This window comes from Muricoccus radiodurans (assembly GCF_050154705.1).
GTDB lineage: Bacteria > Pseudomonadota > Alphaproteobacteria > Acetobacterales > Acetobacteraceae > Roseomonas > Roseomonas radiodurans.
In genome coordinates this window covers 5,413,736-5,429,950 of record NZ_CP189561.1, presented here as the reverse complement: position 1 = coordinate 5,429,950, position 16,215 = coordinate 5,413,736, and the positions used below count along the sequence as shown (strand labels likewise).

Here is a 16,215-nt window from a genome sequence, read left to right as displayed (position 1 = left end):
CGCCGGTCCTCAGGACTTCGGCGCCCGGGGCGGGCGCTGGTTGAAGTGGCGGCCGAAGACGCCCTCCGCGATGCGGTTCTTCATCATCTCGAGCGAGCCGCCGGCGATCATCCAGCCCCGCGTCTTCCGGACGCAGTACTCGATCAGCATGTCCTGCGAGTAGCCGGTGCCGCCCATCACCTGCATGGACTCGTTCGCCGCCATCCAGCCCGCCTGGTTGCAGGCATACTTGGCGATCGCCACGTCCTGCGCGTCCGGCAGGCCGCCGCCCGCCCGCGTCGCGGCGCGGTAGAGCAGGAGCTGCGCCGCATCCAGCGCCACCCGCATCTCCGCGAATTTCCACTGCAGCCCCTGGAACTCCATCAGCGGCTTGCCGAACTGCACCCGCGTCTCGGCATGGGCCTTGGCCTGGCGGAAGCAGTACTCACCCAGCGCCAGCGCGCGCGTCGTGTTCCCCGCGCGCTCCACGTTGAAGCCGGCCACCTGCTTGCGGAAGCCGCCTTCCTTCAGCAGCACCATCTCCGGCGGGATGAAGACGTTGTCGAAATACAGCGCGCACCAGGTCTCGCCATTCATATAGCGGCTGGGCTGGCCGAGCCGGAAGCCCTCCATCCCCCGCTCCACCAGCACGCTGCCGATCCCGTCCGTGCCGGGTCCGAAGCGGCAATAGACGAGGAACACCTCGGCGTCCTCGGTGTTCGAGGTGAACACCTTGCCGCCGTTCAGGCGGTAGCCGTTGCCGTCGGGCACGCAGTTCGATGTCAGCTCCGTCAGCGCCGACCCGGCCTCGGGCTCCGTCATGCCGACGGCGGCGATCGTCTCGCCCTTCAGCAGCTTCGTGAAGAAGCGCTCCTTCTGATAGGGCGTGGCGTACTCCGCGAAGGTGCGGAAGGCGCCGAAATTGCCGGCCTGGAGCACGTCCGCGCTGCGCGGACAAACATAGGCGATCTGCTCCATCGCCAGCACCGCGTCCATCAGCGTGCCGCCGGCGCCGCCATCCTCCTCCGGCACCATGATGCCGAAGAGCCCGACCTCGGCCATCAGCTTCGCGATGTCCCAGGGAAAGCGCTCGTCATGGGCGCGGGCCAGCGCGCCCTCGGCCAGATGCCGCTCGGCGAAGCCGCGCACGCTGTCCTGGAAGGCGCGCTGCGTCTCGCTCAGTTCGAAGTCCATGCCCGGCCCGTTTCCCCAGCTCCGCCGGCACCACGAGGCCGGCCTTGGCCCCTGTATGAACCGGAGGCGGACGGGGCGGAACCCCGTCCCGACCGTTCAGTTGGTCAGCAGGGCCGCGAGGCTGTAGCAGGCCGCCCCCACGGCGGCGGCCGCCGGCAGGGTGACGACCCAGGCCCAGACGATCCGGCGCGCCACACCCCAGCGCACCGCCGAGGCCCGGCGCGCCGCGCCGACCCCCACGATGGCTCCCGTGATTGTGTGGGTGGTGGAGACCGGGATGCCGAGCCAGGTCGCGCCGAACAGGGCCATGGCGCCGCCCGTCTCGGCGCAGAAACCCTGCATCGGGCGCAGTTCCGTGATCCGGGACCCCATGGTGCGAACGATCCGCCAGCCGCCCATCATCGTTCCCAGCCCCATCGCCGCCTGGCAGGAGATGACCACCCAGAAGGGCACGTGGAACTCCGCCCCCAGCAGCCCCTGCGAGTAGAGGAGGATGGCAATGATGCCCATCGTCTTCTGCGCGTCATTCCCGCCGTGCCCGAGGCTGAACAGCGACGAGGAGACGAGCTGAAGGAATCGGAACCGCGTATCCACCGCGAAGGGCGTGGATCGTCGCGCCGCCCACGTGGTCGCCAGCACGAGGATCAGCGCCAGAATGAAGCCCACCACGGGCGAGATGACGACGAAGGCCGCGATCGTTCCCACCCCGCCCCAGAGCACCGCGGAGAAGCCGGCCTTGGCCACCGCCGCCCCGATCAGCCCGCCCACCAGGGCGTGGCTGGAGGAGGAGGGGATGCCCCAGATCCAGGTCACCACGTTCCAGGCAATGGCGCCCAGCAGCGCCCCGCCGACCACCAGCGGGTCCGCCACGTCGGCCGCCACGATCCCCTTGCCGATCGTGCTCGCCACGTGAAGCCCGAAGAAGAGGAAGGCGATGAAGTTGAAGAAGGCGGCCCAGAGCACCGCCACCCGCGGCGACAGCACGCACGTGGAAACGATGGTCGCGATGGAATTCGCCGCGTCGTGCAGCCCGTTGAGGAAATCGAAGGCAAGGGCGACCAGGATGAGCGCCACCAGCAGCGGCATCCCGATGGTCATGGCCTCCATGTCGGGGGCCCCTCAGACCTGCTCGATGACGATGCCGTGGATCAGGTCCACGATGTCCTCGCAGCGGTCCGCGACGGCCTCGATCCCCTCATAGACCAGCTCGACCATCAGCTTGTGGCCGGGGGAGGTGGTCGCACCGCCGAACACCTCGTCCAGCCCGGCCTGGAGCGCCCGGTCGGCCTCGCTCTCGATCGCGTCCACCGCGTCCCGCACCGCCGCCAGCCGGGCCGCGTTGCCGGCAATGTCGGACAGCAAGGGCATTCCGTCCCTCAATTGCTCGCAGGCCCGGACGATGCAATCGGCCATCGCGAGCATCGGCGGCATGACCGGCACGCGGTAGAGCAGGATGCGCCGGCTGCCGGTCTTCATCAGGTCGATGATGTCATCCAGCCCGTTCGTCAGGGCCAGGATGTCCCCGCGGTCGAAGGGCGTGATGAACACGCGGTGGATGGAGCCCACGGTAGTGCGATTGACCTCGTCCGCCTCCCGCTCGATCCGGATCAGGGTCTCATGATGCGCTTCCGCGTTGGCGGCGTCCGCCAGTACGTTCCGGAAGGCCTGCGCGGCCTCCACCGCCTTCGCCGCCTGGGCCGCGAAGGCCGGCACGAAGACGTCGTCCCGCGGCATCAGGAAGCGGAAAAGGTTCAGGAGCATGCGGGGGACTCCGTTCCGTCGCGTCGCCGGGGCTGCCACGTCTGGCAGGGACATGCGGCGGGCTCAAGCATCGGGAACGCGGGCTTCCCGTCCTGGTTCAGCGGGGCCGGCGCTCGGCCCGCACTCCGTCGGCCTCCGCCGCTCCCTCAGGACGGCAGGCCGAGGATCTGCCTGAGTTCCGGGGCCGTGACCTGCTTGCCGTACCCGCGCGCCCCCATCGCGAACTCGCTCGCCCGCGCGAGCGGCCCGACCACCACCGGGTCGAATCCCGCATCGCGGACGAGGGCGGAGGCGATCTCGAGGGCCGCGGCGTCGTCACCGGCCAGGGGGATGGCCATGGGCGCGCCTTGCCGATGCGCCTGCTCGGTCAGGACGCGCGAGCCGAGCGTGTTGAAGGCCCGCACCAGCCGTGTGCCCGGCAGGTAATGGGCGGAGGTGATCCCGATGCCGCGTTCCGCCACCTCCTGCGCGATGGCACCGTCGCGCGCCGCCACGGCGTTGCAGGCGTCCAGCACCACCTTGCCGCGCAGCGCTCCCGCCAGGTCGCGCCCGACCTGCGGCAGGGCGCCGTAGGGCACGGCGACGAGGACGGCATCCCCGAAGGCGGCGGCCTCGGCCGGCGTGCCCGCCCGGGCGTTCGGCCCGGCCGCCTCCACCAGCTCCCGCAGCCGCTCCGGGTTGCGGGAGGAGAAGAGCACTGGATGCCCCGCCTTGGCCCAGAGCGTCCCGACCGCGCCGCCGAGCCGCCCGGACCCGATCACGCCGATCCGGGACGGCCCGCTCTGCGCTCGGGCACGCGGCGCCAGGGTCCCGGCCAGGGCGGCAGCAAGGGCGGTGCGGCGCGCAAAGGGGATCATGAGGGTCATGGCGACGTCCTCCCGGATGGCCCGATCGGGCCGGAGCCTATCGGGACGGACCAAGCCGGCCGGTTCCGATCCGCCGATCCTACGACGCCCTCTCCTTCGGACGAAGCCTTCCGAGTGGCCGCGGCTTGACGCGCCTCCCGCCCCCCGGATGATCGGGCGATGACCACGTCCCACCCCGCCCCGGCCGCGCCCGCATGAGGCTGGACGATCCCGCCCTGACCGCTGCGGTGCTGGACGGCACCACCAAGGGCCTGCCCCCAGGGTGCCACGTGACGCTCCCGGAGATGGGCCGGCAGGGCTGGAACGTCCTTCGCGGCGACCTGCCATTCCCCGTCGCGGTCATCCGGCAGTCGGCCTTGCGCGACAACGCGGCCTGGATGCGCGACTTCACCGGCCTGAACGGGCTGGACCTCTGCCCCCACGGCAAGACAACGATGGCGCCCCAGCTCTGGGCGATGCAGCTGGACCACGGCGCCTGGGGCATCACGGTCGCCACGATCCAGCAATTGCAGGTCGCGCTCCACTTTGGCGTGCCGCGCGTCATCCTGGCCAACCAGCCGATCGGCCGGCTGGCGGTGGATGCCTGCTTCGCGGCGCTCGCGAGCACGGACCTCCATGTCCTGGCCGATAGCCTTTCCGTGGTGGAAGGCCTGGCCGTCGGGGCCGCCCGCGCCGGCGCCGCGCGCCCGCTGAAGGTGCTGCTGGAACTCGGGGTACCGGGCGGCCGCACCGGGGCGCGCGATCCGGCCTCCGCCCTCGCCGTCGCCCGCGCGGTGGCGGCCGCCCCCGGGCTCGCGCTCGCGGGGGTCGAGGCCTTCGAGGGCATCCTGCCCGACACCGCCGCCGTCGACGCCTTCCTGGACGCGCTGGTCGAGACGGGCCGCGCCTGCGGGGCGGAGGACCTGTTCGGAACGGAGGACGCGCTGCTCACCGCCGGCGGCACGGCCTTCTTCGACCGCATCGGCCTGCGCTTCGCCGGCGTGGATTTTGGCCGGCCGACGCGCAAGGTGCTGCGCAGCGGCTGCTACCTCACCCATGACAGCCTCGGCTACGAAGCCGCCTATCGCCGCATGCGGGACGAGGCCGCGCTGCGCTTCCCGAACGGCGACCTGACCGCCGCGATGGAGGTCTGGACCGCCGTCCAGTCGGTGCCGGAGCCCGGCCGCGCCATTCTGACCGCCGGCAAGCGCGACATCTCCGCCGATATCGGCAACCCCGTGCCGCTCTGGATGCTGCGGGCCGGCCGCGACGCGGCGCCGGTACGCGTCAGCCCTTTCCACAAGATCTCGGCGCTGAACGATCAGCATGCCTACCTCACGGGGCCGGACGATCTCGGCCTCGCGGTGGGAGATTTGGTGGCCCTCGGCCTCGGTCATCCCTGCACGACCTTCGACAAGTGGACGGTCATTCCGCTGGTCGATGATGACCTGACGGTGACCGGGGCGGTCCGCACCTTCTTCTGAGGGGGCGGCCCGCCATATCGGCGGGATGACGACCCTCTTCACGGCCGACACGCATTTCGGCCATGGCAGCCTGCGCGCCCTTCTCCACCGTCCCTTCCCCGACGCGGCCGCGATGGATGAGGGGCTCATCGCCGCGTGGAACGGCGCGGTCGGCCCGGAGGACGAGATCTGGCACCTCGGCGATTTCGCGGTCGGGCATCGTGACCCCGCCGGGATCCTCAGGCGGCTGAACGGACGAAAGCACCTCATCTGGGGGAACAACGACCCGCCCGAGATCCGCGCGCTGCCCGGATGGGCCAGCGTTCAGCCCTATGCCGAACTGACCGTAGAGGGCCAGGACCTCGTCCTCTGCCACTACCCCTTCCGAAGCTGGTCCGGCTCGTCGCGCGGCACGCTGAACCTGCACGGCCATAGCCATGGTCGCCTGAAGCCGCTGCCCCGCCAGCACGACGTCGGCGTGGACGCGCAGGGCTACCGGCCCGTCCGCCTGTCGGATCTCCGCCGCCCGGCCCGGCGCGCCGCGTGAAGCGCCTTCCCGCCCTCGGGCTGCTGCTGCCCGCGCTGCGGCCCTACGCGCTCCAGTCCGTCGCGGCGGCCCTCGCCATGCTCACTGCGGCGAGCCTCGTCCTCCTGCTCGGCCAGGGGCTGCGGCGGATCATCGACCAGGGGTTCGGCGCGGGGGATGCGGCGCATCTCAACACCGCGGCCCTGCTGATGCTCGGCGTCGTGCTCCTGCTCGCGGTCAGCACCGCTGCGCGCTTCTTCCTCGTCTCCTGGCTCGGCGAGCGGATCGGCGCCGACCTGCGCAATCGGGTGTTCCGGCACGCCCTGCGCCTGCCGCCCAGCTTCTACGAGGCACGCCGCACCGGCGACGTGCTGACCCTCCTGACCACCGACGTGGAGGTGCTGCGCGGCCTCGTTGGCTCCGCCATCTCGCAGTGGCTGCGGGCCTTCGTCACGGCCGTCGGCGCGCTGGTGATGCTGGTCATCACCAGCGCGAAGCTCGCCCTTCTCGTCGTCGCGGTGACGCCGCTGGTCGTGGTGCCGCTGATCCTGTTCGGACGGCGGGAACGCAAACTGAGCCGCGTCGCACAGGAGCGCGTCGCCGACCTGAGCGCCCATGCGGAGGAGACGCTGAACGCAATCCCCACCGTCCAGGCCTACACGCACGAGGACGCGGACCGCGCCCGCTACGCCGCGCGCGCATCCGACAGCGTCGCCGCCTCGCTCGCCCGCATCCGGGTGCGCGCGATGCTGATCCTGGCGGTCATCCTGCTCGGCTTCGGCGCCATCACCCTCTCCCTCTGGGTCGGAGGGCGGGAGGTGCTGGCCGGGCGGCTGACCGGCGGGGAGCTCTCGGCCTTCGTCTTCTACGCCGTGCTCGTCGCCTCTTCCGTCACGAGCCTGTCGGAGCTGTGGGGGGAGGTGCAGCGCGCGGCCGGGGCGGCCGAGCGCATCGGCGAGTTCCTGGGCGAGGTTCCGGCCATCCAGGTCTCCGGGAGTCCCCTGCCGCTCCCATCCCTGGGCCTCGGCCGGGATGGTCGCCTCGGCTTCGAGGCGGTCGACTTCCGTTACCCGGCCCGGCCGGACCGCCTCGCGCTCGACGATGTCAGCCTGCGCGTGGAACCGGGCGAGACGGTGGCCCTGGTCGGTCCCTCCGGCGCGGGAAAGAGCACGATCTTCCAGCTGGCGTTGCGATTCCACGACCCCGAGGCCGGGCGGATCACGCTGGATGGCGTGGACCTCCGGCGCGCAGACCCGGCGGCGGTCCGGGCGCGGATCGGCCTCGTCGCGCAGGACCCGGTGATCTTCGGCGCGGATGTCTGGGAGAACATTCGCTACGGCCGGCCCGACGCGACCGACGCGGAGATCCGCGCCGCGGCCCGCGCCGCCGATGCCGGCTTCCTGGACGACCTGCCCCAGGGCTTCGGCACCTTCCTCGGCGAGAAGGGCGTGCGCCTGTCCGGCGGTCAGCGTCAGCGCCTGGCGATCGCCCGCGCCGTGCTGCGCGATCCGCCCCTGCTTCTGCTGGACGAGGCGACGAGCGCGTTGGACGCCGAGAGCGAGGCCGCCGTGCAGGCGGCACTCGCCCGGCTCTCGCAAGGCCGCGCCGTCCTGGTCATCGCCCACCGGCTGGCCACCGTCCGCCGGGCCGACCGCATCCTGGTGATGGAGGAGGGCCGCATCGTCGCGGAGGGCACGCATGACCGGCTGGTGGCGGCGGACGGCTTGTACGCCCGGCTGGCCCGGCTGCAATTCGCCGAGGCCTGACCGGGCGCAGGGTTGATCAGCGATAGCCCCAGCCGGAGGACTGCCGCCAGGCATCGCGCTGCCCCGCCTCATAGGCGCGACGCTCCGACAACTCGCGCTGCTGGCGCCAGAATTCGCGGCGGTGCATGCGCCACTCCATCCGGCGTTGCCACTCATCGCGCTGCCAGTCCGCCGCGGGCGGCGGGGCGAAGCCGTAGCCGGGCCCGTAGCCGTAGGGCTGGGCCTGGGCGGTGGGGGTGCCCCCCAGGGCGCCGCCGACCGCGATCATCACACCGAGGATTGCGCTCTTCATCGTCTGCCTCGGGCCGGGACCATTCCCGGCCTTTCAGCGACGTATCATGCCGGCCATTCCGGCACGCCTATGACGCGGTGCGCCTGCTTTCCGTCATGATGAAGGCAGGTGCGCCCGAATGGGCTTCCCGGGATGGGTGTTCGCCTTCAGGTCCCGCGCCGGAGACCGGGCCGGACGGACGGCTCAGTTCACCTTTCCCTCGACGGTGACGCAGGCCTGCTGGTTGCGAACCGTGAGTTCGACCCACTCGTCCCCGTTCTGCCAAACCTCGATGCGGGCCGAGAAGAAGGTGGCCCAGTTGGAGTTCGAGATGCGGAAACCCCGGTTCCACAGGGTGCTGAACAAGACGTTGTGATCCTGACAGGTGCCGATTGTCAGGCGATGCGTTGACGGAAACGGGTATAGGAACTGCTGCGCACGGGCCGACGAAAAGCCTGCCAGCAGTATGGCTGCGACGACAAGCATCCGCTGGAAACACGGGTGACGACGCACGACAGATCTCCCCCACTGCCCACCGACCGGTGGTCACCTCTCCCTGCGGCCAGAGGGCCGCTGCAAGCGCCGCGGCCCTGATCGGTTCGGATCAGGAGGCCCGGGCACGTCGCAGCCTAAGACCGAAGCAAGGGATATGCCGATGGAGAAAGGTTGCCGTCGCTCGCGAAAACGTCATCCGTTCTGCAGGCGTGTTCTGGCCGTCACAGGCACAGCTCTGTCTGCGGGCCTGCTCCGGGGCTGAGCAGGTGCCGTACGACTATGCAGGGGAAGCTGGCGGACCCGACACGATTCGAACGTGCGACCTTTGCCTTCGGAGGGCAACGCTCTATCCAGCTGAGCTACGGGTCCGTCGGCCCCTCCATACCGCGACGTCGTCGCCGCGCAAACCCCCCGGCCGGGCAAGCGGCCAGGGGGCTTGGCCTCGTCAGGCGGCCAGGGGCGCCGGCGCCCCTTCGCCCGCCAAAGTCAGAGCCGTCTGGCGCATGTGGTCGTTCCGGCGCGTCCACCCCCGCCCGAAGACAGGGAAGGTGCTCAGGCTGCGGTAATGGGCCATCCGCCCCTCGGCCAGATGGGTGATCAGCGCCGCGGGGCGGCAGGCCCGCACGGCCGCGAGGGTGATGGGCCCGATCGCCCCGTCCTGCTTCACTCCCACGCAGCGCTGCAGAAGCTTGGCCGACCGCCCCGGGCCGGCATTCACCCCGAAGTCGAAGACCATCAGGTCCACGCCCAAGGGCAGGTCGGCGCAGCGAAGCGGCGTCCAGTAGCGGGCGCGGTAGATCTCCCGCGCCTCGGACCGCGTGAGGTTGCGCACGTCGTCCTCCGTCACCTCCGTTTCCCGAAAGTCGGCCAGGGTGCGATGGGTGATCCCCATGTTCGTGGCACCCCCCGGATCGCGCGGATCGTTCACGAAGCCGCCCTCCATCTCGAGGACCGGGGAGAGGCAGCGGTCGAACCGGTCCTCGGCATTGGCGGCGGTGGGGCGACCGGACAGGGCCGCGAGGCCCAGTGCCCCGGGGGACGGGGCGACCGGCGCCGAGGCCGCTTCCCGCAAGGTCCGGAGGGCGGCCTGTGCGTGCTGCGCCTGGGCGTCACCCAGCCGCCCGACGATCGCGTCCTTGTCCCGCGACGACTGGGAGGACCCGATCCAGAAGTTCACCACGGCCGCGAAGGCCGCGCCCAGCGCTCCCACGGTGATGTTGATGATGGACCCGACCTGCGGGTCGAAGCGCGCGCCGCCGTCCGGCCCCACGTCTAGCGTCACCAACAGGATGAGCACCGCGAAGAAGCCGAGCACGACGAGCGTCGACACCATCGCCGGTCCCCAGGCCAGGCGCGACCCGCCACGCACCAGCTCCGCCATGCTCCGCCGCGCCGAATCCCTGTCGACGAGGGTCGCGCGGAAGGTTTCGAGTTCGGCGTTCCGCTCGCCCGCGGCGCGGTCGGCGGCCAGCCGCTCGCCCTCCAGCGCGATCTCCGCGAGGCGGATGCGGAGGGCGGCGGCCTTTTCCGGATCGGCGGCCAGGGTGGCCTGGGCGGCGGCGGGGTCGTCGGTGCCGGTGGCCTGCCGCACGGCCTCGGTGACGCGGCCCGCGACGTCGCCGGCGCGGTCGCCGGCGATCAGGCGAATGAGTTCCGGTGCCAGCGCGGCGGCGATGGCGATGAGGGGAAGAGCCATGAGGGGATTCCTGCCGGGGAGCGGAAGGAATTTAAGCCTAAGTCGAAATAGGAAATCAAGCCCAATCCTTGTCCGCGGAGGGCGGCCGCGCGAGACTGTGGCGTTCCCGAAGGTCGCTGCCCCATGAACGAGATGTCGCCCTCGCGTCCGAACAACCTCGACGCGTTCTGGATGCCCTATTCCGACAACCGCTACTTCAAGTCGAACCCGCGCCTGCTCGCCCGCGCGGAGGGCATGTCCTACTTCACGCCCGAGGGCCGGGAGATCCTGGACGGCACCGCCGGCCTCTGGTGCTGCAACGCCGGCCACGGGCGGCGGGAGATCACGGAGGCGATCCAGAAGCAGGCGGCGCTGATGGATTTCGCGCCCACCTTCCAGCTCGGCCACCCCATCGCGTTCGAGGCGGCGGCCCGTGTCGCCGAGATGACGCCGGACGGGATCGACCGCGTCTTCTTCACCAACTCCGGGTCGGAGAGTGCGGACACCGCGCTGAAGATCGCGCTGGCCTATCACAAGGCCCGTGGCCAGTCCTCCCGCGTGCGGCTGATCGGGCGGGAGCGCGGCTATCATGGGGTCGGCTTCGGCGGCATGTCGGTTGGCGGCATCGGGGCGAACCGCAAGCAGTTCGGCGCCCTGCTCCCCTATGTGGACCACCTGCCCCACACCCACCTGCCCGGGCAGAACGCCTTCACCAAGGGCCAGCCGGAGCACGGCGCGGAGCTGGCGGACGTGCTGGAGAACCTCGTCGCCCTGCACGGCGCCGAGACGATCGCGGCCGTGATGGTCGAGCCGGTGGCCGGCTCCACTGGCGTGCTGGTGCCGCCCAAGGGCTATCTGGAGCGGCTGCGGGCCATCTGCGACCGCCACGGCATCCTGCTGATCTTCGACGAGGTGATCACCGGCTTCGGCCGCATCGGCGCCGATTTCGGGGCGGAGCGGCTGGGCGTGACGCCCGACATCATGACGATGGCCAAGGGCCTGACGAACGCCGCCGTCCCCATGGGCGCGGTGGCCACCACCAACGCGGTGTACGAGGCGATCGTGGACGGCTCCCCGGCGGGGATCGAGCTCTTCCACGGCTACACCTATTCCGGCCACCCGCTGGCCTCTGCCGCCGCCATCGCCACCCTCGCCTTGCACCGGGAGGAGGACCTGCCCGGCCGGGCCCGCGCGATGGAGCCCTACTGGGAGGAGGCGACCCACTCCCTGCGGGACGCGCCGGGCGTGATCGACCTCCGCAATTTCGGCCTCATCGCCGGGATCGAGTTGGAATCCCGCGCGGGCAAGCCCGGCGCCCGCGCGATGGACGTGTTCCGGAAGTGCTTCGACGACGGCGTCCTGGTCCGCGTGACCGGCGACATCGTCGCCCTCTCCCCGCCCCTGATCGTGGAGCGGCCCCATGTGGACCGCCTCTTCGGCACCCTGCGAGAGGCCATCCAGGCGGCCGCCTGACCTCTCACCGGCCGGACCGCTCGGTCCGGCCGACGGCTGCCCGCCGGCCCCGCGCGAAAAACCGCGAGGCCCACCGGCCAGGAACCCGCTTCGGCGTTGTGGGAGGGCAGGTCCGAGAGGGGCGCCCCGCATGAGCCAGACCACACCACCCGAGCCGCGCCGGCCCGCCCGGGTCGAGCCCCCGTCCAGCCCGGAGCTGGGGCACCTCTTCGCCCTCATCGTGGCCGTGGTCATCGTCGCGAGCCTCTACCTCGCGCGCGAGGTGCTGATCCCGATCACGCTGGCGATCCTTCTCTCCTTCGTGCTCGCGCCCGTGGTGCGGCTGCTCCGCGGGCTGAACCTTCCCAGGGCCGCGGCGGTGCTCCTCGCCGTGGTTCTCGCGCTCGGGGTGATCACGACCATCGGCAGCGTCATCGGCCTCCAGGTGGCCGGCCTGGCCCAGGAGGCGCCGCGCTACCAACGCGCCGTGATGCAGAAATGGGAAGCCGCGCAGGGCGGCATCCTCAGCCCCCTGAATGACCTGATCCACCGCCTGGGCAGCACCGGGTCGCCGGTGCCCGCCGCGGTCCCCGACCCCGGCCACCCCGCGCCGCCCCCGGCGGCCCCCGCCACCCTGCCGCCGGCCGGCTCCGCGGCCCAGCCTGACCAGCGCCCCGTCCCCGTCCAGATCCGGGAGGCGGAGTCCACCGCGGTCGAGACCCTCCGCCGGCTGATCACCCCGGTCATCGGCCCCCTTGAGACGACGCTGATCGTCTTCATCGTGGCGGTCTTCATCCTCATGCAGCAGGCGGATCTGCGCGACCGCCTCATCCGCCTCTTCGGGTCGAGTGACCTGCACCGCACGACCGAGGCGTTGGACGATGCCGGCCGGCGCCTGAGCAAGTACTTCCTCGCCCAACTCATGCTGAACGCCGGCTTCGGCATCATCATCGCGGTCGGCCTCTTCTTCATCGGCGTGCCGAGCCCGCTGGTCTGGGGGATCCTCGCGGCCCTGCTCCGCTTCATCCCCTATATCGGCGCGCCGCTGGCGGCCTTGCCGCCGCTCATCCTGGCGGCCGGGACGGATCCGGGCTGGGCCATGGTGATCTGGACCGCGGCCCTGTTCTTCGTGACCGAGCCGGTCATGGGACAGGTGGTGGAGCCGATGGTCTACGGCCACAGCACCGGGCTCTCGCCGGTCTCGGTCGTGGTCGCCGCGATCTTCTGGACCTGGCTCTGGGGACCGATCGGCCTCATCCTCGCCACGCCCCTGACGCTCTGCCTCGTCGTGCTGGGACGGCACGTGGAGCGGATGGAGTTCCTCGACGTCATGCTGGGGGACCGGCCGGCGCTCACGCCCGTTGAGAACTTCTACCAGCGGGTTCTCGCCGGCGACACGGACGAGGCGCTGTCCCAGGCGGAGACGCTGCTGAAGGACCGCTCCCTGTCCGCCTATTACGACCAGGTCGCGCTGAAGGGCCTTCAGCTCGCCGCCAACGACGTGGAGCGGGGCGTCCTGCGTGACGAGAAGCTGGACCGCGTGAAGAACGCGGTGCGCGGTCTCGTCGCCGACCTCTCCGAGGTGCCGGACCTGGAGCCTTCGACCGAGGAGGCGCCGGCCCCCGAGGCGACGAGCGTCGCGGAGAAGGCGGTTCCCCACCAGCACCCGCCCGAGCACCAGGCGCGGCCGCCCGCAGAACGGGAGGGGTCCTGGGCTTCGGAGATGCCGGTGCTCTGCCTTGCTGGGCGGGGGCCGTTGGACGAGGCGACCTCCGACATGCTGGCGCAGCTCCTCAACAAGCACGGCCTGGGCGCCCGCGTCGTCCCGCACGAGGCGAGCTCGCGCGACCAGATCGCGCGGCTGGACCCGACCGGCGTGGCGATGGTCTGCGTTTCCTACCTCGATATCTCGGGGAGCCCGGCGCATCTCCGCTACCTCCTGCGGCGGCTGCGCTCCCGCATGCCGGGCGTGACGCTGCTCGTCGGCCTCTGGCCGGAGGGAGAGGCGGTGCTGAGCGATGCGGCGACCGCCAAGGCCGTGGGCGCGGATCTCTACGTCTCGTCGCTGAAGGATGCGGTGATCGCCTGCGTGAAGGCGTCCTCCAGCGAGGGCGCCGAGGCGGCACGGGCGCGTCCGGCCCTGACCCCGGCGGAACCTGCCCCGGGCTGAGGGGGCGACCCGCCGGGGCCGGGGCGGTCAGCCCGCCTTGCGGGCCGCGTTGGCCTTGCGGGTGGCGGCGGCCTTCTTCGCGGCGGCGGACCGCTCCGCCGGGCTCCGGGACGCCGCAGCCTTCTTCGCGGAGGCCGAACGGGCCGATGCGGGCCGCGCCGCGCTGGCAGCGCCGCCCCGCTGGCCGCCGGTGCGGGACGGCTCCTTGTTCATCGGCCTGCCGCGGCCGGAGCCGCTCTTCTTTCCGCCGCCGGTCTCCTTGTTGACCGTCGCCCAGGCCCGGCGCTCGGCCTCCTCCTCAGGCAGGCCGCGCTTCTCGTACCCCTCCTCGATGTGCTCGGCCATGCGCTTCTGCTTGTCGGTGTAGGCGGATTTGTCGCCACGGGGCATCGCTCTGCTCCTCCGGAACGCCTCGTGCACAACAACGCGCGATCAGGTGCCGCGCTTCGCCGGACCGGTGGGGATGGCGCATGGCTGCCGTCGTCGGGCGGGGCAGCCATGCGCCCCGTGGCCCTGGCGGGGCGGCGTACTATATAACGCCGCCCCATCTCCCTCCCTGCCGAGGCCCCCTCCATGTCCGATGCCGCGCGCGCCGCCGAGGCCGCCCCGATTCCCGTCACCGTCCTCACCGGCTATCTCGGCGCCGGCAAGACCACCCTGCTGAATCGCATCCTCACCGAGAATCACGGCCGGAAGTTCGCCGTCGTCATCAACGAGTTCGGCGAGATGGGCGTGGACCAGGACCTCGTCATCGACGCGGATGAGGAGGTGTTCGAGATGAACAACGGCTGCATCTGCTGCACCGTCCGCGGTGACCTCATCCGCATCATCGGCGGCCTGATGCGCCGGAAGGACCGGTTCGACGGGATCATCGTGGAGACCACCGGCCTCGCGAACCCCGCCCCCGTCGCCCAGACCTTCTTCGTGGATGAGGACGTGAAGCGCGCCACCCGCCTGGACGCGATCGTGACGGTGGTGGACGCCAAGCACCTGCTGACCCGCCTGGGCGACAGCCCGGAGGCCGAGGAGCAAGTCGCCTTCGCCGACGTCATCGTCCTCAACAAGATGGACCTCGTGTCGGAGAACGAGGCCGAGGAGGTCGAGCGCCGCGTCCGCGCCATCAACCCGACCGTCGAGATCCGCCGCGCCACGAAGTCCGACGTGCCGCTGGACGCCGTGATCGGCCGCGATGCCTTCCGCCTGGACCGCATCCTCGAGCGCGAGCCGGAATTCCTCTCGGGCGAGGACGACCATACGCATGACAGCGCCGTGCAGTCGCTGTCCTTCGAGGTGGACCAGCCGATCGACCCGGAGAAGTTCAACGCCTGGATCTCCGAGCTGCTCCAGACGAAGGGCCAGGATCTGCTGCGGACGAAGGGTATCCTCGCCTACAAGGGCGAGGACCGGCGCTTCGCCTTCCAGGCCGTGCACATGATCGCGGATGGCGACTACATCGGCCCTTGGAAGGAGGGCGCCCCGCGCAAGTCGCGCATCGTCTTCATCGGCCGCGACCTGAACCGGCCGCGCCTGCGCCGCGGGTTCGAAGCCTGCGTGGCCGCCTGATGTCGGGCGTCGCCGAAGCGGACTTCCTGCTGAACCAGCGGGGAACCGGCCGGGATCTCGGGGCCTGGGTGGCGGGGGTCGCGTTCTCTCGCGACGGCCGGAGCATGGGCTTCGCGCTGTCGGACGGAACGGTCCACCTGGCCGACACCGCCGACCACAAGGCCGAATGGCGCAGGCTGGAGGCGCATGAGGGCGCCGCCCTGTCGCTGGCGCCGGACGTCACATCCGGCCTGCTCTCGGGCGGCGACGACGGCCGGCTGCTGCGGATCGCCGCCGACGGCACGACGGAGGAGATCGCCTCCTTCGGGATGATGAAATGGGTGGACCATGTCACCACCCATCCCTCGGGCCTGCGCGCCGCGGCGGTGGGCAAGCAGGTCCACCTCTTCGACGGCAAGGGCGCGAAGCTGAAGGCACTCGGCCCGCATCCCTCGACGGTCGGCGGCGTGGCGCTGGACGCGAAGGGCAAGCGCGTCTTCGCCTCGCATTACGGCGGCGTCTCGATCTGGTTCGTCGCAGCGAAGGAGGACAAGGCGCGGGTCCTCACCTGGAAGGGCAGCCACCACGCCATCGCCGTCTCCCCGGACGGCGACAGCGTCGTGACCGCGATGCAGGAGACGTCCCTGCATGGCTGGCGGCTGAGCGACGGCCAGCACATGCGCATGTCCGGCTATCCCGCGAAGTCGCCCTCCCTCGACTTCACGGCGAAGGGCAAGTGGCTGGCCACATCGGGCGCCGACTCCCTCGTGCTCTGGCCCTTCACCGGCGGCGGCCCGATGGGCAAGGCCCCGACGGAGCTGGCCGGCGGGGACGGCGTGGTGTGCAACCGCGTTGCCTGCCACCCGCAGCACGATGTCGTGGCCGCCGGCTTCGCGGACGGGCTGGTCCTGATGACGGAGATCGCCAGCGGCAAGGTGGTTCCCGTGGCCGCACCGGGGCGCGGCGGCATCTCGGCCCTGGCCTGGAACGCGGCCGGCACGCAGCTCGCCTTCGGGACGGAGGACGGCTTCGCCGCCCTGCTGGACTTGGCGAAGCGCTGATCCCGGCCCACCCTG

The 16,215-nt window shown here is 71.3% G+C and carries 15 protein-coding genes and 1 tRNA gene; 7 read left to right on the top strand and 9 right to left on the bottom strand.

From position 1 onward, the window contains the following. Nucleotides 1-9 precede the first annotated feature (9 nt). From ACP6CK_RS25280 to ACP6CK_RS25265, 4 genes are all read right to left on the bottom strand, one after another. Nucleotides 10-1,173, bottom strand: coding sequence for an acyl-CoA dehydrogenase family protein (locus ACP6CK_RS25280; protein WP_426956095.1), 1,164 nt, complete (start codon nt 1,171-1,173; stop codon nt 10-12). A gap of 96 nt (nt 1,174-1,269) precedes the next feature. Continuing rightward, nucleotides 1,270-2,280 carry an inorganic phosphate transporter gene (locus ACP6CK_RS25275; RefSeq protein WP_426956094.1) on the bottom strand — a complete coding sequence of 337 codons (1,011 nt, stop codon included), beginning with the start codon at nt 2,278-2,280 and terminating at the stop codon, nt 1,270-1,272. A gap of 12 nt (nt 2,281-2,292) precedes the next feature. Continuing rightward, complete coding sequence (locus ACP6CK_RS25270) at nt 2,293-2,934, bottom strand: DUF47 domain-containing protein (protein WP_426956093.1); 642 nt, start codon at nt 2,932-2,934, stop codon at nt 2,293-2,295. A 146-nt stretch (nt 2,935-3,080) separates the two neighbouring features. Next, entirely contained in the window at nt 3,081-3,800 is a 720-nt protein-coding gene (locus tag ACP6CK_RS25265) for an NADPH-dependent F420 reductase (RefSeq protein ID WP_426956092.1), read from the bottom strand. Between the two features lie 194 nt (nt 3,801-3,994). On the opposite strand from ACP6CK_RS25265, the gene ACP6CK_RS25260 reads away from it, so the two are divergent. From ACP6CK_RS25260 to ACP6CK_RS25250, 3 genes are read left to right on the top strand one after another with little or no spacing between them, the layout of a single operon-like run. Further along, nucleotides 3,995-5,263 (top strand): hypothetical protein, encoded by a 1,269-nt coding sequence (locus ACP6CK_RS25260; protein ID WP_426956091.1) that lies wholly within the window; start codon nt 3,995-3,997, stop codon nt 5,261-5,263. A gap of 25 nt (nt 5,264-5,288) precedes the next feature. Continuing rightward, nucleotides 5,289-5,789 (top strand): metallophosphoesterase, encoded by a 501-nt coding sequence (locus ACP6CK_RS25255; RefSeq protein WP_426956090.1) that lies wholly within the window; start codon nt 5,289-5,291, stop codon nt 5,787-5,789. Continuing rightward, a complete protein-coding gene (locus ACP6CK_RS25250) occupies nt 5,786-7,534 on the top strand; it encodes an ABC transporter transmembrane domain-containing protein (protein ID WP_426956089.1) in 1,749 nt (582 codons plus the stop codon). Before ACP6CK_RS25255 ends, ACP6CK_RS25250 begins: the two co-directional genes overlap by 4 nt. A 16-nt stretch (nt 7,535-7,550) precedes the next feature. Here the strand turns inward: ACP6CK_RS25250 and ACP6CK_RS25245 are convergent, their stop codons facing one another. The 4 genes from ACP6CK_RS25245 to ACP6CK_RS25230 form a co-directional block, all read right to left on the bottom strand. After that, nucleotides 7,551-7,826 carry a hypothetical protein gene (locus tag ACP6CK_RS25245; protein WP_426956088.1) on the bottom strand — a complete coding sequence of 92 codons (276 nt, stop codon included), beginning with the start codon at nt 7,824-7,826 and terminating at the stop codon, nt 7,551-7,553. Between the two features lie 183 nt (nt 7,827-8,009). Then, nucleotides 8,010-8,171 (bottom strand): hypothetical protein, encoded by a 162-nt coding sequence (locus ACP6CK_RS25240; RefSeq protein WP_426956087.1) that lies wholly within the window; start codon nt 8,169-8,171, stop codon nt 8,010-8,012. Between the two features lie 421 nt (nt 8,172-8,592). Continuing rightward, nucleotides 8,593-8,669 (bottom strand) — tRNA-Arg (locus ACP6CK_RS25235). Between the two features lie 76 nt (nt 8,670-8,745). Further along, nucleotides 8,746-9,996 carry a glycoside hydrolase family 108 protein gene (locus tag ACP6CK_RS25230; protein ID WP_426956086.1) on the bottom strand — a complete coding sequence of 417 codons (1,251 nt, stop codon included), beginning with the start codon at nt 9,994-9,996 and terminating at the stop codon, nt 8,746-8,748. A gap of 123 nt (nt 9,997-10,119) precedes the next feature. Between ACP6CK_RS25230 and ACP6CK_RS25225 the strand changes: the two genes are divergently transcribed. Continuing rightward, on the top strand, nt 10,120-11,448 hold the full coding sequence (locus ACP6CK_RS25225) for an aspartate aminotransferase family protein (protein WP_426956085.1): 1,329 nt from the start codon (nt 10,120-10,122) through the stop codon (nt 11,446-11,448). 130 nt (nt 11,449-11,578) lie between these two features. Beyond that, nucleotides 11,579-13,597 carry an AI-2E family transporter gene (locus ACP6CK_RS25220; protein ID WP_426956084.1) on the top strand — a complete coding sequence of 673 codons (2,019 nt, stop codon included), beginning with the start codon at nt 11,579-11,581 and terminating at the stop codon, nt 13,595-13,597. A gap of 27 nt (nt 13,598-13,624) precedes the next feature. Here the strand turns inward: ACP6CK_RS25220 and ACP6CK_RS25215 are convergent, their stop codons facing one another. Further along, the gene (locus ACP6CK_RS25215) at nt 13,625-13,987 is read right to left on the bottom strand and encodes a plasmid stabilization protein (RefSeq protein ID WP_426956083.1); all 363 of its coding nucleotides are present in this window, start codon (nt 13,985-13,987) and stop codon (nt 13,625-13,627) included. A 183-nt stretch (nt 13,988-14,170) separates the two neighbouring features. Between ACP6CK_RS25215 and ACP6CK_RS25210 the strand changes: the two genes are divergently transcribed. Next, nucleotides 14,171-15,160 (top strand): CobW family GTP-binding protein, encoded by a 990-nt coding sequence (locus tag ACP6CK_RS25210; RefSeq protein WP_426956082.1) that lies wholly within the window; start codon nt 14,171-14,173, stop codon nt 15,158-15,160. Beyond that, complete coding sequence (locus ACP6CK_RS25205) at nt 15,160-16,200, top strand: WD40 repeat domain-containing protein (RefSeq protein WP_426956081.1); 1,041 nt, start codon at nt 15,160-15,162, stop codon at nt 16,198-16,200. Before ACP6CK_RS25210 ends, ACP6CK_RS25205 begins: the two co-directional genes overlap by 1 nt. The last annotated feature ends 15 nt before the right edge of the window (nt 16,201-16,215 follow it).